Annotated in this window: 25 protein-coding genes; 15 read left to right on the plus strand and 10 right to left on the minus strand. The window is 69.5% G+C overall.

The features are described from left to right. Positions 1–5: 5 nt before the first annotated feature. On the minus strand, positions 6–932 hold the full coding sequence (gene mshD, locus ACIBEI_RS47290) for a mycothiol synthase (protein ID WP_398897491.1): 927 nt from the start codon (positions 930–932) through the stop codon (positions 6–8). A gap of 237 nt (positions 933–1,169) precedes the next feature. Here mshD and ACIBEI_RS47295 point away from each other — a divergent pair, with 237 nt between their 5' ends. The 4 genes from ACIBEI_RS47295 (at position 1,170) to ACIBEI_RS47310 (ending at position 6,627) form a co-directional block, all read left to right on the plus strand. Further along, positions 1,170–2,981: a bifunctional metallophosphatase/5'-nucleotidase gene (locus tag ACIBEI_RS47295; protein WP_398897493.1), complete on the plus strand. Its 1,812-nt coding sequence runs from the start codon at positions 1,170–1,172 to the stop codon at positions 2,979–2,981. Positions 2,982–3,072: 91 nt separating this feature from the next. Continuing rightward, positions 3,073–4,320: a DUF2993 domain-containing protein gene (locus tag ACIBEI_RS47300; protein WP_398897495.1), complete on the plus strand. Its 1,248-nt coding sequence runs from the start codon at positions 3,073–3,075 to the stop codon at positions 4,318–4,320. A gap of 231 nt (positions 4,321–4,551) precedes the next feature. Then, complete coding sequence (locus tag ACIBEI_RS47305) at positions 4,552–4,680, plus strand: hypothetical protein (protein ID WP_257678082.1); 129 nt, start codon at positions 4,552–4,554, stop codon at positions 4,678–4,680. 153 nt (positions 4,681–4,833) lie between these two features. After that, positions 4,834–6,627: an ABC transporter ATP-binding protein gene (locus ACIBEI_RS47310; RefSeq protein ID WP_398897498.1), complete on the plus strand. Its 1,794-nt coding sequence runs from the start codon at positions 4,834–4,836 to the stop codon at positions 6,625–6,627. A 141-nt stretch (positions 6,628–6,768) separates the two neighbouring features. Here the strand turns inward: ACIBEI_RS47310 and ACIBEI_RS47315 are convergent, their stop codons facing one another. Continuing rightward, entirely contained in the window at positions 6,769–7,824 is a 1,056-nt protein-coding gene (locus tag ACIBEI_RS47315) for a pectinesterase family protein (protein WP_398897539.1), read from the minus strand. Between the two features lie 238 nt (positions 7,825–8,062). Continuing rightward, complete coding sequence (locus ACIBEI_RS47320; RefSeq protein WP_398897500.1) at positions 8,063–9,019, minus strand: AraC family transcriptional regulator; 957 nt, start codon at positions 9,017–9,019, stop codon at positions 8,063–8,065. Positions 9,020–9,101: 82 nt separating this feature from the next. Here ACIBEI_RS47320 and ACIBEI_RS47325 point away from each other — a divergent pair, with 82 nt between their 5' ends. Next, the gene (locus ACIBEI_RS47325; protein ID WP_398897502.1) at positions 9,102–9,983 is read left to right on the plus strand and encodes an NAD(P)H-binding protein; all 882 of its coding nucleotides are present in this window, start codon (positions 9,102–9,104) and stop codon (positions 9,981–9,983) included. 32 nt (positions 9,984–10,015) lie between these two features. Here the strand turns inward: ACIBEI_RS47325 and ACIBEI_RS47330 are convergent, their stop codons facing one another. After that, positions 10,016–10,852, minus strand: coding sequence for an intradiol ring-cleavage dioxygenase (locus ACIBEI_RS47330; RefSeq protein WP_398897504.1), 837 nt, complete (start codon positions 10,850–10,852; stop codon positions 10,016–10,018). A 282-nt stretch (positions 10,853–11,134) separates the two neighbouring features. Between ACIBEI_RS47330 and ACIBEI_RS47335 the strand changes: the two genes are divergently transcribed. Together ACIBEI_RS47335 and ACIBEI_RS47340 are read left to right on the plus strand one after the other, a co-directional pair. Beyond that, positions 11,135–11,422: a hypothetical protein gene (locus ACIBEI_RS47335; protein WP_398897506.1), complete on the plus strand. Its 288-nt coding sequence runs from the start codon at positions 11,135–11,137 to the stop codon at positions 11,420–11,422. Next, the gene (locus tag ACIBEI_RS47340) at positions 11,419–11,817 is read left to right on the plus strand and encodes a hypothetical protein (RefSeq protein WP_398897508.1); all 399 of its coding nucleotides are present in this window, start codon (positions 11,419–11,421) and stop codon (positions 11,815–11,817) included. Before ACIBEI_RS47335 ends, ACIBEI_RS47340 begins: the two co-directional genes overlap by 4 nt. 24 nt (positions 11,818–11,841) lie before the next feature. On the opposite strand, the gene ACIBEI_RS47345 is transcribed toward ACIBEI_RS47340, so the two are convergent. Continuing rightward, positions 11,842–12,144 (minus strand): hypothetical protein, encoded by a 303-nt coding sequence (locus ACIBEI_RS47345; protein ID WP_359726695.1) that lies wholly within the window; start codon positions 12,142–12,144, stop codon positions 11,842–11,844. 356 nt (positions 12,145–12,500) lie between these two features. Here ACIBEI_RS47345 and ACIBEI_RS47350 point away from each other — a divergent pair, with 356 nt between their 5' ends. From ACIBEI_RS47350 to ACIBEI_RS47375, 6 genes are all read left to right on the plus strand, one after another. Next, positions 12,501–13,325, plus strand: a complete 825-nt coding sequence (locus ACIBEI_RS47350) for a helix-turn-helix domain-containing protein (protein ID WP_398897511.1) — start codon at positions 12,501–12,503, stop codon at positions 13,323–13,325. Next, positions 13,322–13,543 (plus strand): DUF397 domain-containing protein, encoded by a 222-nt coding sequence (locus tag ACIBEI_RS47355; protein WP_398897513.1) that lies wholly within the window; start codon positions 13,322–13,324, stop codon positions 13,541–13,543. The genes ACIBEI_RS47350 and ACIBEI_RS47355 overlap by 4 nt, the downstream gene beginning before the upstream one ends. A 165-nt stretch (positions 13,544–13,708) precedes the next feature. Then, a complete protein-coding gene (locus ACIBEI_RS47360; RefSeq protein ID WP_398897540.1) occupies positions 13,709–13,960 on the plus strand; it encodes a DUF6247 family protein in 252 nt (83 codons plus the stop codon). Positions 13,961–13,994: 34 nt separating this feature from the next. Continuing rightward, positions 13,995–14,216: a DUF397 domain-containing protein gene (locus tag ACIBEI_RS47365; protein WP_398897515.1), complete on the plus strand. Its 222-nt coding sequence runs from the start codon at positions 13,995–13,997 to the stop codon at positions 14,214–14,216. Positions 14,217–14,406: 190 nt separating this feature from the next. Further along, positions 14,407–14,757: a hypothetical protein gene (locus tag ACIBEI_RS47370; RefSeq protein ID WP_398897517.1), complete on the plus strand. Its 351-nt coding sequence runs from the start codon at positions 14,407–14,409 to the stop codon at positions 14,755–14,757. Continuing rightward, a complete protein-coding gene (locus tag ACIBEI_RS47375; RefSeq protein WP_398897518.1) occupies positions 14,754–15,077 on the plus strand; it encodes a hypothetical protein in 324 nt (107 codons plus the stop codon). Before ACIBEI_RS47370 ends, ACIBEI_RS47375 begins: the two co-directional genes overlap by 4 nt. Before the next feature lie 83 nt (positions 15,078–15,160). On the opposite strand, the gene ACIBEI_RS47380 is transcribed toward ACIBEI_RS47375, so the two are convergent. Then, on the minus strand, positions 15,161–16,327 hold the full coding sequence (locus tag ACIBEI_RS47380; RefSeq protein ID WP_398897519.1) for a methyltransferase: 1,167 nt from the start codon (positions 16,325–16,327) through the stop codon (positions 15,161–15,163). Positions 16,328–16,704: 377 nt separating this feature from the next. On the opposite strand from ACIBEI_RS47380, the gene ACIBEI_RS47385 reads away from it, so the two are divergent. Both ACIBEI_RS47385 and ACIBEI_RS47390 read left to right on the plus strand, forming a co-directional pair. After that, positions 16,705–17,412, plus strand: a complete 708-nt coding sequence (locus tag ACIBEI_RS47385) for an RNA polymerase sigma factor (protein ID WP_398897520.1) — start codon at positions 16,705–16,707, stop codon at positions 17,410–17,412. Then, complete coding sequence (locus ACIBEI_RS47390) at positions 17,409–18,548, plus strand: CU044_5270 family protein (protein ID WP_398897521.1); 1,140 nt, start codon at positions 17,409–17,411, stop codon at positions 18,546–18,548. Before ACIBEI_RS47385 ends, ACIBEI_RS47390 begins: the two co-directional genes overlap by 4 nt. A gap of 27 nt (positions 18,549–18,575) precedes the next feature. Here the strand turns inward: ACIBEI_RS47390 and ACIBEI_RS47395 are convergent, their stop codons facing one another. The 4 genes from ACIBEI_RS47395 to ACIBEI_RS47410 form a co-directional block, all read right to left on the minus strand. Continuing rightward, the gene (locus ACIBEI_RS47395; protein WP_398897522.1) at positions 18,576–20,036 is read right to left on the minus strand and encodes a sensor histidine kinase; all 1,461 of its coding nucleotides are present in this window, start codon (positions 20,034–20,036) and stop codon (positions 18,576–18,578) included. Next, a complete protein-coding gene (locus ACIBEI_RS47400; protein WP_307522764.1) occupies positions 20,033–20,764 on the minus strand; it encodes a response regulator transcription factor in 732 nt (243 codons plus the stop codon). Before ACIBEI_RS47400 ends, ACIBEI_RS47395 begins: the two co-directional genes overlap by 4 nt. 106 nt (positions 20,765–20,870) lie before the next feature. Continuing rightward, entirely contained in the window at positions 20,871–21,056 is a 186-nt protein-coding gene (locus ACIBEI_RS47405) for a hypothetical protein (protein WP_398897523.1), read from the minus strand. Between the two features lie 84 nt (positions 21,057–21,140). Next, positions 21,141–22,301: a S1C family serine protease gene (locus tag ACIBEI_RS47410; protein ID WP_398897524.1), complete on the minus strand. Its 1,161-nt coding sequence runs from the start codon at positions 22,299–22,301 to the stop codon at positions 21,141–21,143. Between the last annotated feature and the right edge of the window lie 15 nt (positions 22,302–22,316).

Here is a 22,316-nt window from a genome sequence, read left to right on the forward strand (position 1 = left end):
CAGGCTCAGGACTCCGTCCGATACATCAAATCGGTCTCGAACGTGACGAAACCGAGCCGCTCATAGACAGCCACCGCAGCCGTGTTGTCCGCATCGACGTACAACATCGCCGTCGGCACCCCCCGCCCCGCCAGATACCGAAGCCCGATCGTGGTGAGGGCCTTGCCGAGCCCGCCTCCCTGAGCCCCGGGCCGTACGCCCACGACGTACACCTCGCCGAGCCCCTCCTCCGCATGGACCTTCGTCCAGTGGAACCCGACCAGTTCCTCGTCCCGGAAGGCGAGGAAGAACCCGGCCGGATCGAACCACGGCTCAGCCTTCCGGTCGTCGAGGTCCCGCTGTCCGAGCGAACCCTGCTCGGGGTGGTGCGCGAAGGCGGCGGCGTTCGCGGCGAGCCACGCCGCGTCGTCCTCACCGGGCACGAACGTCCGTACGTGCACGCCGTCGGGAAGCTTCGGCCCGGCCAGGTCGAGGTCGGTCAACGGCCGCCGCATCTGCCGCAGTTCGCGGAAGAGGGTGAGGCCGAGGACCTGGGCGAGATGGCGGGCCGCGGAGTGGCCGCCGTGGGCCCAGACCCGCACCCGCTTGCCGGACTCGGCGAGCAGCGCGTTGCCGAGCGCCCGCCCGTGCCCGTGCCCGCGGTGCGCCGGGTGGACGACCAGTTCGGCGGCCGGGGCCTCGACGGGATCGGTGTCCTCCAGCTGCGCGTACCCGACGAGCCGGTCCCGGGAGGTCAGCAGCAGATGCCGGACCCCCTCCCGGGCGCCGCCGCGCAGCTGCAGCCGGCCCTGCTCGGACACCGCCTGCTGTCCGTCGGCCCGGGTGGCCTCCGCGAGGAGGTCGAGCACGGCCTCGGTCTGCTCGGGGCTCAGCGCGGAGAGGATGTCGAGGGAGCGGGCCGGGACAGCCGGTGCGGTGTCTTCGCTGGTCATGAGTACGAGAGTACGACGTGTCCGGTTCATGGCGAAGTGGCCCGACGAGTGTGGACGCGGCCAGTGCGCCGGGAGTGCGCTGAGAGCGCGCCGTCGGCCCGCGACCTGTCCGGTTCGCGGTGAATCGCCCCGCGCGGCAACCAGTCCGTAACCCTGAACCCCCTGTCGCGCTACGCGCGTTGACTCTAGGCTGCGCCGGGACGGGGCCCACATATCAGCCGACCCACAGGGGGGCACATGTCAGCCACACCTCATCCGTACCGACGCAGACGCCGGACCACCCGCTTCCTCGCGGCGGCCGCGGGCGTCGCCACCGTCGGCGCCCTCGTCGCCGCGATGCCGGCGTCCGCGGGCGAGACGGGCAAGAAGAAGCCCGGCCACCAGAAGCCGGGCCGCTACCAGGACGTCCAGCTGCTCTCCTTCAACGACCTGCACGGCAACCTGGAGCCGCCGGCCGGCTCTTCCGGCCGGGTCACCGAGCTTCAGCCGGACGGCACCAGCAAGACGATCGACGCGGGCGGTGTCGAGTACCTGGCGACGCATTTGCGCCAGGCGCGCGAGGGCAACAAGTACTCGGTCACGGCGGCCGGCGGCGACATGGTCGGTGCCTCCCCGCTGATCTCCGGGCTCTTCCACGACGAGCCGACCATCGAGGCGCTGAACAAGCTCGACCTCGATGTGACGAGCGTCGGCAACCACGAGTTCGACGAGGGTGCCAAGGAGCTGGGCCGTCTGCAGAAGGGCGGCTGCCACCCCACGGACGGCTGTTATGTGGAGGGCGAGAAGTTCAAGGGCGCCGACTTCCCGTACCTCGCGGCGAACGTCCTCGACGAGAAGACCAAGAAGCCGATCCTCAAGCCCTACTGGGTGTGGAAGAAGAACGGCGTCAAGGTCGGCTTCATCGGCGTGACCCTGGAGGACACCCCGGGTGTCGTCTCCGCCGAGGGTGTGAAGGGCCTCAAGTTCAAGGACGAGGTCGAGACGATCAACAAGTACGCCAAGGAGCTGGAGAAGCAGGGCGTCAAGTCGGTCGTCGCGCTGATCCACGAGGGCGGACTGCCCGCCTCGGCGGCGTACAACTACGACTGCGACTCGCCCGGTGCCGGTGACGGTATATCCGGCCCCATCGTGGACATCGCCAAGAACGTCACGCCGAAGGTCGACGCACTGGTCACCGGCCACACCCATGCCGCGTACGCGTGCACGATCAACGACCCGTCGGGCAAGCCCCGCATGGTCACCTCGGCCGCGTCCTTCGGGCGGCTCTACACCGACACGACGCTGACGTACGACCGCTGGACCGGCGACATCGCCCGGACCGCCGTCGCCTCCGCGAACCACGTGGTGACGCGTACCGTGCCCAAGGCCACGGACATGACCGAGCTGATCACGAAGTGGAACACGCTCGCCGCGCCGATCGGCAACAAGCCCATCGGCTACATCTCCGGTGACATCTCCAACGTCGGCACCGAGTCCCCGATCGGCGACCTGATCGCCGACGCGCAGCTGGCGTACGGCAAGGAGCTGGACCCCGAGACCGATCTGGCGCTGATGAACCCGGGCGGTATCCGGGCGCCGCTCACCTTCGCGGCCAAGGGCACCGAGGGCGACGGCGTGGTGACCTACGCCGAGGGCTTCACGGTCCAGCCGTTCGCCAACACGGTCAACCTGCAGAGCTTCACCGGAGCCCAGCTCGTCCAGGTGCTCAAGGAGCAGGTCACCGGCGTGAACGCGGCCTCCCCGAAGGTGCTCCAGATCTCGAAGGGGCTCACCTACACGCTCGACCTGACGAAGGCCGGCGCCGACCGTGTCGTCACCGACTCGATCAAGCTGAACGGTGCCGCGATCGACCCGGCCGCCACCTACCGCGTCGCGACGAACAGCTTCCTCGCGGGCGGCGGAGACGGTTTCACGACCCTCGGTCAGGGCACGGGCGACCTGGTGGGCGACGACGACCTCGCGGCCCTGGAGAAGTACCTGCTGGCGAACTCCTCGGCCACGAACCCGATCGCGCCGCCCGCGGCCGACCGGATCACCGTCGTGAAGTAGCCACCCGGTAACGGCGATCTGTCCGTGAGGTAGATCGCAAAGGGTCTATTGGAGTTGCGGGTGGGGTTGGTACGCATGGTCGAATCAGTCGATGCGTACCCCCCATCCCATCTCGGCGCATTCCCACTCCCCTCCGAACCCGTACGAGGATCTCGCCGCCCTCGACGACGGACCCCTTGAGGACTTCCTCCAGGTGGAGGAGCCGGCCGTGATCGAGGGGGCCGGGCAGGAGGTGGAGTGGGCACCGCCCAACCACCGCCGCGGCTCCCGGGACTCCGGAGCCCGCCCCCGCCGTCGCACCCGTCGGCGCAGGCGAAGTCCCTTCACCGGACTGTCCCTCGCCGTCAAGGCCGTCATCGCGGTACTCGTCCTCGCCGCCTTCCTCGCCCTCGGCGACCGCTGGGCGCTTCTGTACGCCGAGCGCACGGCGGCCGAGAAGGTACGGGACCAGCTGAAGCTGAGCGCGTCCCCCGAGGTCGAGATCGACGGCTTCCCCTTCGTCACCCAGATCCTCGACCAGCGGCTCGACTCCGTCTCGGTCACCGTCCCGGACGTGGCGGCCGACCGGGTCTCCCTGGCGAAGGTCTCCGCCACCGCGACGGGCGTACGGGTCGACGGCGGACCCACCTCCCTGCGGGGCGTCCGGATCCCCGAGCTGCACGGCGAGGTGCTGCTCTCCTTCGACGACCTGAACCGTGAACTCGGCGCGTCCCAGATGACGTTCACCGGTCACGGCGGCGACGAGGTGCGGGCGCGCGGGGTGCTGCCCGTCGCCGGGCACGACCTGCGGATGCGGGCCGACGCGCGGATCAAGCGCGACGGCGAGCGCGGCATCTCGACCGAGGTCGGCGGGATGCGCCTGGACATCGGCGACCTGGCCACCTTCCGGCCCGGCACCCGCGAGTCCCAGGGCCTGCACCTGACCCGCAAGTCCGCCACGCGCCTGGCCAAGGAGAAGGCGAAGGCCAAGGAGCTGCTGTCGGTGCCGTCGATCGCGAAGCGGATCGGTGTGCCGGACTCCGCGGTCCAGGAGGCGCTGAGCGACGACTCCAAGTTCGAGGAGTTCACCGGCTCCCCGCGGTTCGCCGGTCAGCTGATGAAGGTCAACCTCATCGACCTGGCCGTGGAGAACCCCGAGCTCCTCAAGCGCCTCGGCTTCGACCTGGCCCTCCTCGACGGGCTCTCCCGCCTGACCCGCCCCGCCCTCGTCGACCGCCTCTCCATCGGCTTCCGCCTCCCGAAGCCCCCGAAGGGCGAACTGAGCCTGCGGGACGTGCGGGTGCAGAAGGACGGGATCAGAGTGCGGGTCACCGGGCAGGGACTGGCGATCGGCAAGTAGCCCGGCGAGATAAGTAAGTTCCGGGTGAGCGGCGTAATAAAGTCTGTGTGAATTGCGGTTCGGTTCCCGCGGGTCCCTGAAAATCCATCTCAGCCGCAATTAATCGAGGTCTCAGCGGATTTGGCGGTTTTCGCTTCCGCGGTCTCGTAGTGTTTTCCATGTCGAAGCCGAACGGGGCTTACGGCAAACGGAAATACACCGCAGAAGAAGCAGAAGAAAGAGGGACGTCTCATGAGCTTCCACAAGATCACCCCGGTCAAGAAGAACCGCAAGCCCGCCGCCCCGAAGAAGCACGCCGCGAAGCCCGCGCCGAAGCCCGGTGCCAAGAAGCCGCAGCGTCGCCCGGTCGGCAAGAAGTAGCCACTGCCACGAGGCGGGGTCTCCGGATTCGTTCCGGAGACCCCGCCTCGGCCATTTGTCGGCTGTTTTTTGCGCGAACCAGGGAACCAGAGAACCGGGTGGCCGGGAAGCGGTAACCGGGAACCAGGGATTCAGGAAAGGAAATGTGACGGCATGCGGGAAGTCCGGGAGGCATTCGCGCGGTTCTGGCCGCTGACGCGCGGCGACCGCAAGTGGCTGCTGCTGATCGTCGCGTGCGTGATCGTGTCGGCGCTGGCCGAGACGGCCTCGATCCTGCTCTTCGCGGAGCTGACCGACCACGCGCTCAAGGCCGGTTCGCTCGCCGCCTTCTGGGGGCCGGCCGGGGCCTGGCTGGGCGTCGCCGTGCTCGGCGCGATCGTCGGATACCTGGGGAACTCGCTCGCGGTCTGGACGGCCGAGAGATTCGTACTGAGGCTGCGCGCGAGCGTCTTCCGGCACGTCCAGGACCTGCCGCCGCACTTCTTCCAGAAGCACCGGCAGGGCGATCTGGTCGAACGGCTCACCGGTGACGTCGAGGCCATCGAGCAGATGGTCGTGTCGGGGGTCGTGGGAACGGTCTCCGCCGTGTTCTCGGCGCTCTTCTACTCCGCTGCCGCCCTCTGGCTCCGCTGGGACCTCGCCCTGGTCACCTTCCTCCTCGCCCCCCTCTTCCTCGTCGCCGCCCGCCGCTTCGCCGGCCGCATCAGGACCGCCGCCCAGGACGAGCGCACCGCCGACGGCGCGATCACCTCGGTGGTCGAGGAGTCACTGGGCAACGTCGTACTCACCCAGGCCTACAACCGCCGCCGCGCCGAGGAGAAGCGCCTCGACCGCGAGGCCAGGGCCTGGCTGCGCGCCAGCGTGCGGGGCGCCCGCGCGAGTGAGCTGTACGAGCAGTTCGTCGAGGTCGTCGAGACGGTGTGCGTGCTCGCGGTCATCGGGCTCGGTGCCTGGGAGATCTCCCAAGGACGCATGTCGCTGGGCCAGTTGCTCGCCTTCGCCGCCTTCCTCGGCTACCTCTACCCGCCGATCCGCGACCTCGGCCAGCTCGGCCTGACACTGACCGCCGCGACGGCCGGCGCCCAGCGGCTCCAGGAGATCCTGGACGCGGAACCCGCCGTCACCGACCCCGCCGAACCGGTCCGGCCCTGGCCCGTACGCGGCTGGGTCAGCTTCCACGGCGTCTCCTTCCGCTACCCGGGCGGCGGCGGGGAGCGCGATGCCCTCCACAACGTGACGTTCACCGCGCGACCCGGCGAGTTCGTCCTCGTCACCGGCCCGAGCGGCGCCGGAAAGTCGACGCTCTCCAAGCTCCTGACCCGCTTCTACGACCCCACCGCGGGCGTGATCTGCCTGGACGGCGTCCCGCTCACGGACGTACCCCTGGAGTTCCTGCGCGAGAACGTCGCCCTGCTGCCCCAGGAGACGCTGATCCTGCACGGCACGATCCGCGAGAACATCGGCTGCGGGCGGCCGGGCGCGAGCGACGAGGAGATCGAGCGGGCCGCGCGGGACGCCGACGCCCACGCCTTCGTCACCGCGCTGCCGGACGCGTACGACACGGAGATCGCACCTGGCACGGCCACCCTCTCCGGCGGCCAGCTCCAGCGAGTCGCGCTCGCCCGCGCGATCCTGCGGGCCGCCCCCGTCCTCGTGCTCGACGAACCGACCACCGGACTCGACGGACCCGCCGCCCGCCGGGTCGTACAGCCGCTGCGGCGCCTGGTCTCCGGCCGTACGACCGTCATGATCACCCATGATCTGACGCTCGCCCCCGACGCCGACCGGATCCTGGTCGTGGACGGCGGCCGGCTGGTGGAGGAGGGCACGCACGAGGAGTTGATGGCGCGGGGAGGGGTGTACGCGGGGCTGGCGGGCCCGATGCCGGTGCTGCCGGTGGACGCGGAGACGACGATGAGGCTGCTGCAACCGCAGCCGTGCCCGTAAGGGCGTGGCGGGGTGGGGGTGGGGGCGCCGGCTGGGGAGCGGCTCGTGGCTCGCACTCCCCAGCCGGACGGGTGTGGACCGGCATGACGAGCCGGGTGGGTGCGGATCGGTGCCGACGGGCGTGACGTCGGGGTCGGGCTGTCAGGCGGGGGTCGGGTTCCAGTCGCCCAGCCAGTCCGCGACCTCCTGGCCGGTGGCCTGGGCGTCGGTCAGGTGCGGGCGGTCGCCGCTCGCGGCGCCCGAGCCGGGGCCGGTGTTCCTGTACTCCGCGAAGCGGTCGTTCTTCCAGGAGAAGCCGCCCATGTCCGACCACGGGGTCGACTTGACCGCGGCGCTGAGCGTGGAGTTGCGGACCGTGGTCTGCGGACGAAGGGTCGCGTCGCCGCCCGCGTGCCAGTTGCGGCCGAGGAAGAAGCTCCCGGCGGACACGTCACCGTTGACGACCGAGCGGTTGATGAGGATGCCCTTGCGGTCGGCGGCGGTGCTGGGCGCGGTGATGTACCCCGCCGAACTGCCGTCCCAGCGCTTCTTGAGGGTGATGACGGACTGGTCGATCACGGCGGTCGCGCGGCCGAAGACGAAGTCGACGTTGCCGCTGACGTAGGAGTTGGTGACATAGACCCGGCCGAGCCTCTCCTTGGCCGCGGTGTCCAGGAGCAGGGTGTCCTGGTCGCCGTCGACGATGATCCCGTCGAGGAGGACCCGGTCGGCGGCCGTCCGCAGCGCCACGGCCTGGTGACCGCTCAGGCTCTGGTTCCTCGCCTCGTCGAAGTCGTTGTTGATCGTCAGGTTGCGGGCCTGGAAGTCGTCGGCCTCGACGGCGACGGTCGCGCTGCCGCTCGTTCCGTACGTTCCGCCGCCGGGCTTCGCCGTACCGGCCGCGTTGTTGAAGACGATGACGGTGTCCTTGCGGCTCGCTCCCGTGCCCTGGACGGTCACGTGCGGCTTGTTCGCCGGGACCTTGACGATCTCGCGGTACGTGCCCGGCTTGACCGAGATCACCACGCGGGAGGGGTTGTTCACGGGGACGGCGTCGACGGCGGCCTGGACGGTCGTGAACTGGCCGGAGCCGTCCTTGGCCACGGTGAGGGTGGCGGCCGCCGCCTTGGTCGCGGCGGAGGCCCTCGGCTGGGCGCCCTCGCCGAAGACGCCGAGCGCGGTGCCGTAGGCCATGACCCCGGCAGCGCCCAGGACCATCGGAACGCCGACGACCACGCTGGTCCTCCGCCTGCGGTGGCGGGCCTTGCTGCGGTTCTCGCTCACGGGCGGCATCCGTTCAACTCTGTGGAGGGAGACGTCGGTTGGTGGTCGCCGCCCGCACGGAAAAGGTTGCCGAGCCATGGAACGCGAACGCGCCTCCGCCCCGGGGGAGGGGTGGAGGCGCCTCGATCTGCGTCGACACGAACTCTGAATGCCCGCGCTCCGGGATCCGCGGTCACACTCGGTCGCGGTGGTGTTGTGGACTGATCCCGCGGGCTCGTTTGAAAGCGGCGCTGAACGCGAATGCGCTGCCGTAACCGACTTGACGGGCTATGGAGTCGATCGTGGCGTCCGACTCTTTGAGGAGGTCGGCGGCCAGGTCGATTCGCCACTCGGTGAGATATGCCATGGGTGGCATGCCGACGAGGCGGGTGAAGCGGCGGGCCAACGTCGCTCGGGACACCCCGGTCCGCTCGGCGAGCGCGGCCACCGTCCATGGATGGGCCGGGTGGCCGTGTACGAGTCGCAGGACGGGCCCGACGACGGGATCCCCGTTGGCCCGATACCAGGCCGGCGTATCGGTATCGGGCCTGATGAACCATGCGCGGAGGGTGGCGACCAGCAGGAGGTCCAGAAGCCGTTCGAGCACGAGATCCTGGCCCGGCTCGTTTCGCACGGTCTCCTCGGCGAGCAGCGACACCACCGCGGATTCGCCGTGGGCGGCCCTGGGGATGACCAGAAGGGGCGGCAAGGCGCTGAGCAGTCGCATGGCGATCTCGCCCGGTCGCCAGTACTTGCCGATGAGCAGCACCGACGAGCCGTCCGCGCCGTCGTCGCGGGCCCGCGTGCTGTTGGCCCAGGTGCGCACACCCGTGTCCGGGTCCTCGGCCAGTTCCATGCCGGCCGGTGTCGTCCGTCGGGGGCCGGGCCGAACGACCACCTGGACCGGAGTGCGGGGATCATCGGCGAAGGTGAACGCGTCCGGGCCGCGCATCATCGCGATATCACCCGCGTCGAGTCGTAGCGCGTCGCCGGCACTGGGCACGACCCAGGGCGTCCCGCGCAGGACGGCCACCACGCTGAGCGGCGCCCTGTCCCGCACCTGCACCGACCACGGCGGACTCTGGGCGGTCCGCAGTACGGACGCCCCCCTGGCCCTGGCTCCGTCGAGCAAGATCGACAAGGGGTCCATCGGCCCAGTGTAAGACGCGGGATTATGGACCTGCGAGCCGCGAACATGGCCCATCGTCGGCCATTCCTGTGGACTGTGGATCATGACTACGACAACACCGACCACAACACCGACAACGACAGCGCCGACAACTCTGGTCCTTGCGGGGACAGGCAAGACCGGACGCCGGGTCGTGTCCGGGCTCGTAGCCCGTGACGTGGCGGTACGCGTTGGTTCACGGCGTGCTGACCCGCCCTTCGACTGGCAGGACGACACCACGTGGGAACCCGCGCTGCGAGGCATGGACGCGGCTTATGTGGCCTTCTATCCTGATGCGGCGTTCCCCGGCGCGGCCAGGACCGTGGGTTCCTTCGCGGACCTGGCGGTGGCCTGCGGCGTCCGTCGCCTCGTCCTGCTCGCCGACCGCGGTTCCGCCGAGGCCGAGCGGTGCGAACAGGCGGTGCGGGACTCGGGTGCGGAGTGGACCGTCGTGCGGGCGGGGTTCATCACGCAGAACTTCAGCGAGGCGTTCCTCGGAGAACTGGTCCGGGCCGGTGTGGTCGCCCTTCCGGCCGGCGATGTCGCGGAGCCGTTCACCGACGCGGAGGACATCGCGGATGTCGCTGTCGCGGCGCTGACCGAAGACGGCCATGCCGGCCGGATCCACGACGTGACCGGACCACGACTGCTCACCTTCGCCGATGCCGTCGGCGAGATAGCGAAGGCGACCGGCAGGGAGGTTCGTTATCTGCCGGTCACGCCCGAGCAGTTCGTCTCATCGCTGACTGGGCGAGGCGTGCCGGCCGAGTACGCGACGCAACTGGCCGACCTGATGGTCGAGGTCTTCGACGGCCACAGGGCCAAGGTGACCGACACCGTCGAGCGCGTTCTCGGTCGGCCGCCCCGCGACTTCGCGGAATACGCTCGCGAAACCGCCGCAACCGGTGCCTGGGACACCGGCAATGCGTCCTCCGAAGGAGCCTGACGGCGAAGTCGGTTCGGTCGGCGTCGGCGCACCTACACCGGCACCGTGAGCGTGGCCGTGTAGCCCTTCTCGACGCTGCCCTTGGTCGTCGCCAGCTGCTGGTCGTAGCCGTCGCTGAAGATGCCGTCGGTCTCCAGGGAGAGCTGGCTCATGTTCTGGACACTGCGGTCGTAGCCGTCCGACGCGTACACGGTGTCGCATACGTCCTTGGCGAAGGCGAGCTGCGAAGTGGCCGTGATGGACGTGGCGTTGGTGGCGTCCTCCAGGCTGTCGTACACCTCGAAGTGGATGTGGGGCCAGCGGCCGGTGTAGCAGGCGGGGAAGATGCTGGTGAACGTGACCTGCCCCTTGGCGTCGGTCTCCTGGACGCCGCGCAGGTAGTTCTCCTCGGTGACGCCCTCCGAGTAGAGGGAGTAGTTGCCGTCCCGGTCGCAGTGCCAGAGGTAGACGGCGGCGCCCTCCTTGGGCGTATCGCAGCCCGAGGCGGCATCGACGACGGTGAGGGTGACGGTCAGCGGCACGCCTTCCGCCTTGCCGCTCGCCGACCCGAAGCTGGAGGTGATGTCCTTGCGGACGACACCGCTCTCCTTCAGGACGTTCACCCCGTTGGAGCCGTCACCGGGGTACGGGCCGGCGGTCTCGTTGGGGATGGTCTCGCACTCGGCGCTACCGGAGGAGGCGGCGGAGGAGGACGAACCGGCCGAGGAGGAGGACGAGGACGAGGAGGACGGGGAGGCCGAGTCGTCGCTGCTGCATCCCACCAGCGGCACCAGGCCGACACCGGCCAGTAGCCGGATCATCTTCCTTCGCTGAAGCGTCGGCAGGTCGAAGGAGAGACCTCTGTCGTGGTCGTGCAGTTCTTCGCTCATGGCTGCTCTCCCTGTACCTGTGCCTGTACTTGTGCCTGCGCCCGTGCTTGTCCACGGCGGCTTCCACGGCCGCTTCCGCGCCCGTGCCGCACGCTGCTTGAAAGTGACAGTAGGCGCATTGCCTGTGGGGCATCCATGGGGCGGCTGTTCGTCGGCTGAGGGGCGGGCCGGGCGTCGGGTCGGGAAGGCTGATCTCTCGTGACTCCCCGGACGGGTGTTCGGGGGTGTTCCGTGAGGGTGATGACCCCTGCTGTCTGGGTGTGGCCGCGCTATGGTGAATCCATGGCACAGCACACCACCATTCAGGTGTCCAAAGAAGCGCGTGATCATTTGGCCCAGGTGGCCAAGGATCGTGGTCTCACGCTGGGGCAGCTTGTCGAGCAGTTGGCGGCCGAGCAGCCGACCGCTGAGCAGATCGCCGAGCGTGTGGCGGCCACGCGCAAGGCCCTGCGTGAGCGGATGGGCTGCACTCTGACCGACGAGGAGTTCGACAACGGGCCAGACGTCCTGGCCAATGTCTACGCGATGGCGGCGGAGAAGGCCCACGCTCGACGAGGGCATGCGGCGTGATCATTCTCGATACCAGCGCGGCGACAGCACTCACGCAGGGCCACGTCGCCCTGCACCGCTTGGCGGACAACGTCGCGCACACGCCGGGTGACTGGCTCCATGTCCCGGCGCTCTGCCTCATGAGTACGGAAGTGGGCGACGAAGGAGCCGCGAGCCGGCTGCTCGCGCTGCCGGGGATCCAGATCGACCCGCTCGGCCAGGCGGCGGCGGCCACGGTCGGCGCGATGGTCCGTGACGGATGGGGCGGCCCGGACGCATGCCACGCGATCTACGTCGCAACGCCGCATCTGGAGACCGGTGGAATGTCCATCATCCTGACGGGGCGCGAGGACGACTATCCGCCGGGTTTCCTCACCGTCGACATCGACTCCCCCGGAATGCTCGGCTACTACTGAGCCCCGCACCGTCCGGCAGCCGTGTCACCACTCGTCGCCCTCGTCCTTGCCGACCCCGATACGCGCACCCCGGCTGACCGCGACGCGGAGTACGTCTCCCAGGCACTCCACCGCCCTGGTGAGCGCGAACCGCACGGCACGTTCGCCCGCCTCGGTGTCGGCGAGCACGGCTCTGGCTCCCGTGAGGACCTGTTCGCCGGAGTCCAGTTGCGCCGCCTCCAGATCGTCCGCGAGCCGGGAGAGCCTGCTCTCCTCGCTGTCGGTGCTCAGGTAGCAGGGCTTGCCCTCCGGGGTCGTCCACGGCAGCAGACGCAGCGGGCCCGTCATGCGGACATCTCCACGTCATGGAGGTACGGGCGAACGAGGGGTGTGTCCCACTCGAAGGACCTTGCCCCGTAGGTGAGTTGGCACCGGCATACGGGTGCGACGGGCGCCCACGCCTCACGCCTGTCGGGCGGGGCGGTGGCGGGCCTCGCCCGATGTCGGCCCCTGGCGGGCAGCAGTACGCGCAACAGCAACTCGCAGAGCGTTGTGACGAGTCGGCCCATGGCAGTGCTCCTTCTGGACAAGGGGGCTTTGACGAGCGGTGATTACCGTTCGTGTCTCGATCGTCACTGCTTGGACGTACGCTGCGGAAGGGGGTCGGTGTTGTCTGGAGCGCCAGGCAACGGTTAGGGGTGACGGTGGGCGAACTTGTTGACGGGGCAGGAGATTCGGGGCTCGCGGGGCTCGGGCGGACCCTTCGGCACCTGAGGGAGAAGGCCGGGAAGTCGCTGGGGCAACTGGCCCAGGAGACGGCGTACGACAAGAGCTATCTGAGCCGCCTGGAAGCGGGCAAGCGGCTGTCCAAGCTGGCGGTCATGGAGGACCTGGACCGCTACTACGGGTCCGGTGACCTGCTGGTTCAGCTCTGGAAGGTGGCGCGGCACGACGCGTTCAAGGACAAGTACAAGGAGTTCATGCGGCTGGAGGCCACGGCGCGGGTCATGCACAAGCTCACGCTCGGAGTGCCGGGGCTGTTGCAGACCGAGGAGTTCGCCCGCGAGGTGTTGTCTGGCGCCCAGGCAACGGCTGGCAACAGCGAAGAGGTTGACGAACAGGTCGCTGCCCGCATGGGGCGGCAGCTACTGCTGCGGCGAGATCCGGCGCCCAACGTCCGCTTCACCGTGGACGAGTACGCGTTCCGGCGCCCAGCTGCCACCGCGACGACCTGGCACGAGCAGCTGCTTCGTATCGAAGCCGTCGCCAAGTGGCCCAACATCGTCCTACAGGTGCTCCCGTTCGCTGCCGGAACGCACCACCTCATCGACGGATCACTGACTCTGCTGTGGCAGCAGGACGGAAGTGCCGTTGCCTACAAGGAAGGCAACGGCGGCGGCGAGTTGATCGACGATCCGGAAGGGATCCTGCGGCACCGTTTGTCCTACGATCGGCTCCGAGACTTGGCGCTGCCCCCGTCGGACTCACTGACGTTCACCCGGGGCGTTCTGGAGGAGCACAGGTCATGAAGTACACCCCTGACCTCAGCACCGCTGCCTGGCGCAAGTCGAGCTACAGCGACGGGGGAGACAACAACTGCGTCGAGGTCGCCGACGGCTACCCCGGCATGGTCCCCGTGCGCGACAGCAAGACCCCGGCGAGCCGTCCGCTGGTCTTCTCGGCCGCGTCGTGGTCCGCGTTCGTGGAGGGTGTCAACCGTGGGGTGGGTGTGCACACCGCCGGATGAAGCGGGCGGGAAACCTGGACGGAACGGTGTGTGGTCCGGCCACGGTGATGTCATGGCAGAGATCACGACCACAGACCCCTCGGCGGCCATGGCTGCCCACGCTGCGGAACCCGATGCGGTCGTCCCTCCCATGCCCGAGCGGACCCGAAGGCGCTGCGTAGGGCCATCGCCGAGGACGCGCCCCAGCTCCTCCCCGACTTCGACAGTCACTGGAAGCGCGCGATCGCCGACACATACGATCTCGGCCCTGTACCCGCCTTCGTGGCTCGTTGGTGGTGCGAGTACGCGATTGCCCGTGATCCCGGGCCCGACGCTCACGTGAGGGACCTTCACCGCCGTGCGGCAGAAACCGACGACTTCGCCGAGGCTCAGGCTCTCCTCGAAGAGGTGTCGAAGATCCGCTATTGGACTCGCTGACATTCACCCGAGGCGTTCTGGAGGAGCACAGGTCATGAAGTACACCCCTGACCTCAGCACCGCTGCCTGGCGCAAGTCGTCCTACAGCGACGGGGGCGGCACGAACTGCGTCGAGGTCGCCGACGGCTACCCCGGCATGGTCCCCGTGCGCGACAGCAAGACCCCGGCGGGCCGACCGCTGGTCTTCTCGGCGTTGTCCTGGTCCGCGTTCGTGGAGGGCGTCAAGCGTGAGGCGGGAGTGAACGCCATCGGGTGAATTCGAGCGGGAAACCGAGACGCGAACGTGTGTGGTCCCGCCACGGTGGCGTCATGGCAGAGATCACGACCATTGACCCCCTGGCGTCTGAGCAGCTGTCTCCCTCGGAGCCGGTGCGCGGACAATCCGCGCGGGCATGGTGAGCGCGACTATGGTCGTAGACACGACGCGTCGAAGGAGGGCATCGGCCATGACTGCTCACGCTGCGGAATCCGATCCGGCCATCCCCCCCATGCCCGAGCGGACCCCGAAGGCGTTGCGCGAGGCCATTGCCGAGCACACTCCCGAACTTCTCCCGGATTTCGACGGGCACTGGAAGTGGGCGATCGCCGACGCCTACGACATCGGTCCGGTGCCTGCGTTCATGGCCCTCTGGTGGGGTGAGTACGCCATCGCTCGCGACCCCGAGCTGGACGCGCATGTTCGCGATCTCGAACACCGAGCCGCGTACGAGTCCACCGACATCGCCGAAGCCAAGGCCCTCCTCGAAGAGGCGGCGAAGATTCACAACCGGGTCCGAGAACTGGAGCCCGGCGAGTGACCGATGGCTTCATGGGGCCGCCCTGGCAGGCGGACTGGCGGCTCGACGCGTTTGCCGCCTTCGAGGCACTGCCCGATCACGTGCGTGAGATCGTGATCGCTGCGCGCGCCGAACTGGTCACGGCGAAAGACCCGTATTTCCGCGGCATCGATGCTGATGCCGGGCTCCCCGAGGGCATAAGGATCGTGCCGGTCCGGTCCACTGATCCGAAGGGCCGCCACATCTGCTTCTTCGACAAGGGGAACGGCTGGCTGAAGTACACCTTCGTCCGCCGAACCGAAGATCCCCAGATCGTGGTGGAAGAGATCTTCTGGCAGTGAGCGCCGGCTTTCGCTCACTCCGCCGGTGGTGGGCCCCGTCCTGGTCTTCCGGGCGGGGCCCTGGGCCCTCTTCCTCCGGAACGTCAGTCGGGCATCAAGCGCCACAGTGAAGTGACTTCGGCAGCTCGGGCGCGGTGGAGAGGGTCCGTGGTGTCCCGGGCCCGGGGGTGGCGGGGGCTCGTGTCGAGGCGGCCCGTCACGCGTAGGCCCGCCGTGGTGATGGCGGTCAGGAGGGCCTCGCGTGTTCTGAGGCCCAGGTGTTCCGGCAGGTCGGACAGGACGAGCCAGCCCTCGCCTCCTGGGTTGAGGTGGGCGGCCAGGCCGTGCAGGAACCCGTGGAGCATCGTGCCGTCCGGGTCGTAGACGCCCTGTTCGACGGTCGAGGTCGGGCGGGCGGGGAGCCAGGGCGGGTTGCAGACCACCAGGTCGGCGCGGCCCTCGGGGTAGAGGGCGGGGCCGGTGACCTCGATGCGGTCGGCGAGGCCCAGCCGGTCGGCGTTCTCGCGGGCGCAGGCCAGCGCGCGCGGGCTGATGTCGGTCGCCACGACGTGGGAGAGGCCCCGGCGGGCCAGTACGGCGGCCAGCACCCCCGTTCCCGTACCGAGGTCGAACGCCGTACGTGGGTTCGCGGGCAGCGGTGCCTGTGCCGCCAGGTCGATGTACTCACCTCTGACCGGGGAGAACACGCCGTAGTGAGGATGGATGCGGTCGCCGGCTCCGGATCCGGCTCCCAGGGCCGGTACCTCCACACCCCTCTCGCGCCACTGATGTGCCCCGACGACACCCAGCAACTCCGTGAGGGAGACCGCTCGTTCGCCTCGCGGTGGCCCGTACGCCTCGGTGCATGCACGGCGTACGTCCGGCGCTCGGCGCAGGCTCAGGGAGTGGTCGTCCTCCAGCAGGACCAGGAGTCTGCCCAGTACGCGGGCGCGGTGGCCGCGGGCCCGGCGGTGGAGGTGGAAGGACTCGGTGGGGGTCGCATCGGGCCGGGTGGGGTTCGACTTCCGGTCGATTCGGCGGCCCATCGCCCGGAGGAGCTGGCGCGCGTTGTGGAAGTCGCCCTGCCACAGCAACGCCCTTCCCTCGCAGGCCAGTTGGTATGCGGTGGCGGCTTTCATGCGGTCGTCGGCGGCGACGACCCGGCGGGGAGGCGGCATGGCACTCTCGGAGTGCCAGCGGGCGGATCGGGTGGGCTGATCAGATCGGTCGGATCCGTCTTCGGACCAGTTGATCGTGGGCGTCGTGGACACGACGTACTCCTCGTGTTCGAACGTGCGGGGACACGAAGAGCACTTCGACGAGGAGCGGGGAAGCGGGGAAGCAAGGAAGTGGAGAAGCCGCCGTGCGTGGCAGACGGCCCGTCTCGCGGTATCGCGCGGTACGGGCTCGTAGGTCGGGCAGGTCTCGCAGGAAGGGCTACCGCTCCCGCGTCGAAGCGCGGGAGGAGAAGTCGCCGAGGACCAGACCTGGAACCATGCCGGGCATCACGGTCAGCCTTTCGCGGAGATGATGCCCGAGACTCGCACGGGCCCCGCCTCGCGGGCAAACCCGGCCCCGCCTTCCCTGTGACGCAGCTCACGGGAAGGCGGCCCCTCCCGCCGTACAGCTCATTGAGGTGACCACTCATATGCGAACCCGGATACGGGCCGGAGATTCGAGCGCCTTCGCCGAACTCTTCGACGCGTACGCCCGTGCGGTCTACAACCACGCGTTCCGGCTGACCGCGGACTGGTCGACGGCCGAGGACGTGATGGCCGCGACCTTCATGGAGGCGTGGAAGCTGCGCGGCAGGGTCGACCCGGAGGGCGGCTCGCTGCGGCCCTGGCTGCTGGGCATCGCCACGAACACGGCGCGCAACCAGTACCGCAGCAACCGGCGCTACCGCCGTGCCGCGAACGCGGCCGCCGCGGCCGAGCTCGCTGTGCCCGACCACGCCGAGGAGGTCGCCGACCGCGTCGACGACCGGCACCGGCTCGCCACGGCCCTCACCGCGCTCGCGACCCTGCGCAGACCGGAGCGTGAGGTCATCACGCTCTGCCTGGGGGAGGGCCTGGACTACGAGGCCGCGGCGGAGGCGCTCGGTATTCCCGTCGGGACGGTCGCCTCCCGCCTCTCCCGCGCCCGCAAGAAACTGCGCTCGATCGCCGAGGCCCAGCTCGCCATGCCTCAACTCGCCATGCCTCAACTCTCCGTGGAGCAAGGGGAGTTGGGTCGTACTGCCTCCGACGTCGCGTTGAAGAAAGTTCGCGAGAAACGGGAAGGCACCCGCCCCGTACGACAGACAAGAGGCGATCACGTAAATGCGATCCGGCCCGCACAGGAAGGAAACCGATGAACGCGAACACGTCCCGGCAGCACCCTGCCGAGTGGGACCAGGAGGCACAGCTCCTGTCCCAGACGGCGCGTGACCTGCCGACGGGCTGCCACCAGTTCCACAAGGAGCGTCTGATGGCCCAGATCCACGAGCAGGTTCAGCAGGTTCAGCGGGAAGAGCGCACGGCGACGACGGGGGCTACGGGGATGGCCGCCGCGGCTCCCCAGAAGGCCCGGCGATTCCGGCTGCCGCGCCCCGCGATCACGCTGCCCGCGATGGCGGCCGCCCTGTCCGCAGTCGTCATCGCCGGAGTGGTGGCGGTCGGCGGTGACGGCAGCGGGGTGCGCGACAGCGGCGTCGCCACCGGACCGGCCCTGACCACCGACGTCGGCACCGCGTCCGCGAAGGGCGTGCCCCAGCTGCTCGACCAGATCTCGCTGGCGGCGGCGGAGGGCGACCACCCGACCGTCAAGCCCGGTCAGTACATCTACATCGAGTCCGTGCTGGCCGACACCTTCGTGAAGACCGTCGACGACAAGTCCAGCCTGGCCAGCCATGAGCTGCACCGCCGGCAGATGTGGGAGTCCCCGGACGGCGTCAAGGGCTGGCTGATCGACCCCGCCGTCAACGACGGTCCCGAAGGCGAGACCCTGAGCCTGCCCGACGAGCAGGGCAACACCCCGAAGGCACACCTGGGCAGCCCGTCGTACGACTACCTGACCAAGCTGACCACCGACCCCGACGAACTGCTGGCCAAGATCTACAAGGAGACCAAGGGCCAGGGGAACACCCCCGACCAGCAGGCGTTCACCACTGTCGGTGACCTGCTCGCCGAGAGCTACCCGCCGGCGGAGCTGTACCCGGCGCTGTTCGAGGCCGCCGCCAAGATCCCGGGCGTGGTCGTGGTCGACGACGCGGTGGACGCGGTCGGTCGGCACGGGGTGGCGGTGGCCCGGCTGGACGAGACCAGCGGGCAGCGCGAGGAGTGGATCTTCGACAAGAAGACCCATGTCTACCTTGGTGCGCGCAATGTCCAGGTGAAGCAGTACAAGGAAGAGGGCGTCCTGATCAAGGCCGGCACGGTGAACTTCACCATGGCCATCAAGAACCGTGCCGTGGTCGACGGCATGAAGCAGACCCCGTCCCAGGCGGGCTGAGACCGGCCCTCGGGGGAAGGGGCCGCCTCACTCCAGCGCGGGCGGCGGTGTCGGGGCGCCGGGCAACCGGATCGTCGCCACCGTGCCGCCGCCCTCGGCCGGGCTCAACGCCACGTCGCCGCCCGCCTGTTGGACCGTACGGGCCACGATGGACAGGCCGAGGCCCGAGCCGGGGAGGGCTCGTGCGCTCGGTGAGCGCCAGAAGCGGTCGAAGACGTGCGGGAGTTCGTCGGCGGGGATGCCCGGGCCGTGGTCCCGTACGGTCAGTTCGCCGTCCTTGAGGGTGACGTCGACCGTGCCGCCCTCGGGGCTGAACTTCACCGCGTTGTCGAGGATGTTCACGATGGCGCGCTCCAGCGCGGAGGGCTCCGCCCGTACGAACCAGGGGTCCACGTTCGCCGTGATCGTCAGCTCCGGGCCGCGCAGGCGGGCCCTGCGCAGGGCCGCCTCCACGGTGTCCTGCAGCGACACCACCTGTACGCGGTCCGCCGGCGTCCCCGCGTCCGACCGCGACAGCGTCTGCAAGTCCCCGATCAGCGCGGCCAGTTCGGTCATCTGCGCCTTCACGGACGCGAGCAGCGCCTTACGGTCCGCCTCGGGGATGGGCCGCCCCGTCTCCTCGCTCCGGGTGAGCAGCTCGATGTTCGTACGGAGGGACGTGAGGGGGGTGCGTAGTTCGTGACCTGCGTCGGCGATGAGTTGTTGTTGCAGCTCGCGGGAGGTCGCGAGCGAGGCGGTCATCGAGTTGAAGGAGCGGGAGAGACGGGCGATCTCGTCCTCGCTCTCGTCCTCCACGGGGATGCGGACGGAGAGGTCCTCGGTGCGGGCCACGTGCTCGACGGCTTCGGTGAGCTTGTCGACCGGCCGCAGGCCCGCACGGGCGACCGCGAGACCGGCGGCGCCGGCGCCGAGGACTCCGATGCCGGAGACGAGGAGCAGGATGAGGGCCAGGTCGTTGAGGGTGCTCTGGGTGCTCTTGAGCGGCATGCCGATGAGGAGTGCCGTGTCGGCGTACAGCTGCGGCCGGCTCGGGCCCTGAGTGACGGTCAGCGGGACCGTCAGGATGCGTACGGCGTTCCCGTCGGTGTCGGTTCCGTTGCGGAAGATCCCGTTGTCGTTGTCCGCGTTCTTGATCACGTCCGTGTCGTCGCTGGTGACCTTGACCGTGCCCTCGGAATTCACCGAGACGCAGGGCGTTCCGTCAGCCTTGACCAGTTGCAGGTAGTAGGTGTCCCGGGCGCCGAAGTCCTCGTTCTTCGGCGGCGGTGTCTGGGCGCAGCTCTCCAGTGCGGCCACGACCTGTGAGTACGGCTGAGGCGTGGCAGCCGCTTGCAGATCGTCGTCGACCTGGTCGTACAGCTTCCCCTGGACGATGAACCAGCACGTCACCGAGACGGCCGCCACCGCGAACGCCACCGCCGCCGCGACCAGAAGCGACAGCCGGGTCCGGATCGGGAGGGAGGTGAACCGGCGTACTACGCGCTTCACTCCGCCCCACCCGACCGCAGCACATACCCCACACCCCGCACCGTGTGCACAAGACGCGGCTCGCCGCCCGCCTCGGTCTTCCTGCGGAGGTACATCACGTACACATCAAGGGAGTTGGAGGACGGCTCGAAGTCGAAGCCCCACACCGCCTTCAGGATCTGCTCGCGGGTGAGGACCTGGCGCGGATGGGCGAGGAACATCTCCAGCAGGGTGAACTCCGTGCGGGTCAGCTCGACCGGCCGCCCGCCCCGCGTGACCTCGCGCGTCGCGAGGTCCATGCGGAGGTCGCCGAAGGTGAGCGCGTCGTCGGCGGGGGCGCCGACGGCCGCGGCCGCGTAGGAGCTGCGGCGCAGCAACGCCCGTACGCGGGCGAAGAGTTCGTCGAGTTCGAAGGGCTTGACCAGATAGTCGTCGGCGCCGGCGTCGAGGCCGGTGACGCGGTCGCCGACCGTGTCGCGGGCCGTCAGCATGAGGATCGGCGTCGTGGTGCCCGCGCCGCGCATCCGGCGGGCGGCGGTCAGGCCGTCCATCCGCGGCATCTGGATGTCGAGGACGACCAGGTCGGGCTGGTACACCGTGGATTTCTCCAGGGCGTCCGCGCCGTCGACGGCGACCTCCGTGTCGTAACCCTCGAAGGCGAGGCTGCGCTGGAGTGCTTCGCGCACGGCCGGCTCGTCGTCGACGATCAGGATGCGCTGGGGTTCACGGTCGCCTTCGGCGGGGCTCATCGCGGTCAGTTCCTCGGGTGCGGTGGGACGTGGTCGGGGCGCTTTCAGCCTCGCACGTTCAGGGCTGTTCTCGTAGCGCCTGCCGGGCGCGCGGGCCCGGCAGGGATCAGCCTCGTACGGTACGGCCGGTACGGGCGCCGGCACCGCGGCGGGCGCCGCGCGGGGCGGCGGCGGGGGCCACCTCGGGCGCGCGGGGCGCCGGCGCGTGAAGCTCGTACGCCACTTCGAGGGCCAGGGCGAAGGCGGCCGGGTCGGCGCCCGCGAGGGTGTGGGAGACGTTCCTGATCTTCATGACGAACTCCGGGTGGCTCGGTGCGAAGGGGGTGAGGCGGAGAGGGTGAGGCGGAGGGGGCGGGCGGAGAGGACGGGCGGACGGTCAGCTGTCGGAGCCGCCCGCTCGCAGGGTGTCCAGATCGGCCTTGACGGTGTTGATCGGGATGGCGAAGCCGAGGCCCACGCTGCCGGCGCTCGACGAGGTGGCGTCCGCGGCGGAGTACATCGCGGAGTTGATGCCGATGATGTTGCCGTTCATGTCGATCAGCGCGCCGCCGGAGTTGCCCGGGTTGAGGGACGCGTCGGTCTGGAGGGCCTTGTACGTGGTCGTGGACGAGCCGGTGTCGCCGTTGAACTCCTGGCCGCCGAACTCGAACGGCCACTGACCGCCGCCGCCCTGCTGTTGCTGCTGCTGGCCCTGGCTCTCGTCCGTGGAGACGGTGACGTCACGGTTGAGCGCGGAGACGATGCCGCTGGTGACCGTGCCGGTCAGACCCTCGGGGGAGCCGATCGCCACGACCTGGTCGCCGACCTTGACGCCCGCGGAGTCGCCGAGCGTCGCGACCGTCAGACCGGACGGCGCGTCCTCCAGCTTGATGAGCGCGAGGTCCTTCTTGCTGTCGGTGCCGACGACCTTCGCGGTGTACGACTTGCCGTTGCTCAGCTGCACCTTGATCTCGGAGGCGCCCGAGACCACGTGGTTGTTGGTGATGATCTCGCCACCGCTGGTGATGATCACGCCGGAACCGGTGGACTGGCCGGCGTTCGAGGTGGCGCTGATCTCGACAATGCTCGGGCTGACCGCCTTGGCGACCCCGGCGACGGTGCCCTTCTCGCTGGTGGGCACGACGCTGGTGCTGGTGCTGCTGGACGCCACCGTGTCGTTGCCGGTCAGCTCCTGGAAGGCGTACGCGGTACCGCCGCCCACGGCCGCGGCGGCTATCGCCACGGCGGCCAGCAGCGCCAGCGGACCCTTGGCGCGCCTACGAGGAGCGGCGGGAGCCGGGGAGACGGGCTCGGTGAGGAGGGCCGTGGGAGCGGCGCCCTGCTGCGCCGGCTCGTACGCCGGCGGGGGCGGCCACTCCGGGTTCACGGAGGAGGTCGAGAAGTCTGCGGAGTCGGAGTCGGAGGAGGAGCTCGCGGGGTGCGCGGAGGCGTACGGCTGCTGGGGGTACGCGGACTGCTGCGCGTCGCCCTGCGTGTACGCGGACTGCTGCTGGTCGCCCTGGGGGTACTCGCCGCTGCGGCGGAAGCTCTCGGTCATGACTCAGACTCTGAC

The sequence above is a fragment of the Streptomyces sp. NPDC050988 genome, from assembly GCF_044456225.1.
Taxonomy (GTDB): Bacteria; Actinomycetota; Actinomycetes; order Streptomycetales; family Streptomycetaceae; genus Streptomyces.

Excerpts from the sequence above, each read along its gene's own strand:
- ACIBEI_RS47385 (WP_398897520.1), top strand. The coding sequence starts at position 16,705 with ATGCGAACCCGGATACGGGCCGGAGATTCGAGCGCCTTCGCCGAACTC.
- ACIBEI_RS47310 (WP_398897498.1), top strand. The coding sequence starts at position 4,834 with ATGCGGGAAGTCCGGGAGGCATTCGCGCGGTTCTGGCCGCTGACGCGC.
- ACIBEI_RS47335 (WP_398897506.1), top strand. The coding sequence starts at position 11,135 with ATGGCACAGCACACCACCATTCAGGTGTCCAAAGAAGCGCGTGATCAT.
- ACIBEI_RS47400 (WP_307522764.1), bottom strand. The coding sequence starts at position 20,764 with ATGAGCCCCGCCGAAGGCGACCGTGAACCCCAGCGCATCCTGATCGTC.
- ACIBEI_RS47390 (WP_398897521.1), top strand. The coding sequence starts at position 17,409 with ATGAACGCGAACACGTCCCGGCAGCACCCTGCCGAGTGGGACCAGGAG.
- mshD (WP_398897491.1), bottom strand. The coding sequence starts at position 932 with ATGACCAGCGAAGACACCGCACCGGCTGTCCCGGCCCGCTCCCTCGAC.
- ACIBEI_RS47325 (WP_398897502.1), top strand. The coding sequence starts at position 9,102 with ATGACTACGACAACACCGACCACAACACCGACAACGACAGCGCCGACA.
- ACIBEI_RS47330 (WP_398897504.1), bottom strand. The coding sequence starts at position 10,852 with ATGAGCGAAGAACTGCACGACCACGACAGAGGTCTCTCCTTCGACCTG.
- ACIBEI_RS47315 (WP_398897539.1), bottom strand. The coding sequence starts at position 7,824 with ATGGTCCTGGGCGCTGCCGGGGTCATGGCCTACGGCACCGCGCTCGGC.
- ACIBEI_RS47305 (WP_257678082.1), top strand. The coding sequence starts at position 4,552 with ATGAGCTTCCACAAGATCACCCCGGTCAAGAAGAACCGCAAGCCCGCC.
- ACIBEI_RS47355 (WP_398897513.1), top strand. The coding sequence starts at position 13,322 with ATGAAGTACACCCCTGACCTCAGCACCGCTGCCTGGCGCAAGTCGAGC.
- ACIBEI_RS47370 (WP_398897517.1), top strand. The coding sequence starts at position 14,407 with ATGACTGCTCACGCTGCGGAATCCGATCCGGCCATCCCCCCCATGCCC.
- ACIBEI_RS47300 (WP_398897495.1), top strand. The coding sequence starts at position 3,073 with ATGCGTACCCCCCATCCCATCTCGGCGCATTCCCACTCCCCTCCGAAC.
- ACIBEI_RS47320 (WP_398897500.1), bottom strand. The coding sequence starts at position 9,019 with ATGGACCCCTTGTCGATCTTGCTCGACGGAGCCAGGGCCAGGGGGGCG.
- ACIBEI_RS47405 (WP_398897523.1), bottom strand. The coding sequence starts at position 21,056 with ATGAAGATCAGGAACGTCTCCCACACCCTCGCGGGCGCCGACCCGGCC.
- ACIBEI_RS47365 (WP_398897515.1), top strand. The coding sequence starts at position 13,995 with ATGAAGTACACCCCTGACCTCAGCACCGCTGCCTGGCGCAAGTCGTCC.
- ACIBEI_RS47345 (WP_359726695.1), bottom strand. The coding sequence starts at position 12,144 with ATGACGGGCCCGCTGCGTCTGCTGCCGTGGACGACCCCGGAGGGCAAG.
- ACIBEI_RS47410 (WP_398897524.1), bottom strand. The coding sequence starts at position 22,301 with ATGACCGAGAGCTTCCGCCGCAGCGGCGAGTACCCCCAGGGCGACCAG.
- ACIBEI_RS47295 (WP_398897493.1), top strand. The coding sequence starts at position 1,170 with ATGTCAGCCACACCTCATCCGTACCGACGCAGACGCCGGACCACCCGC.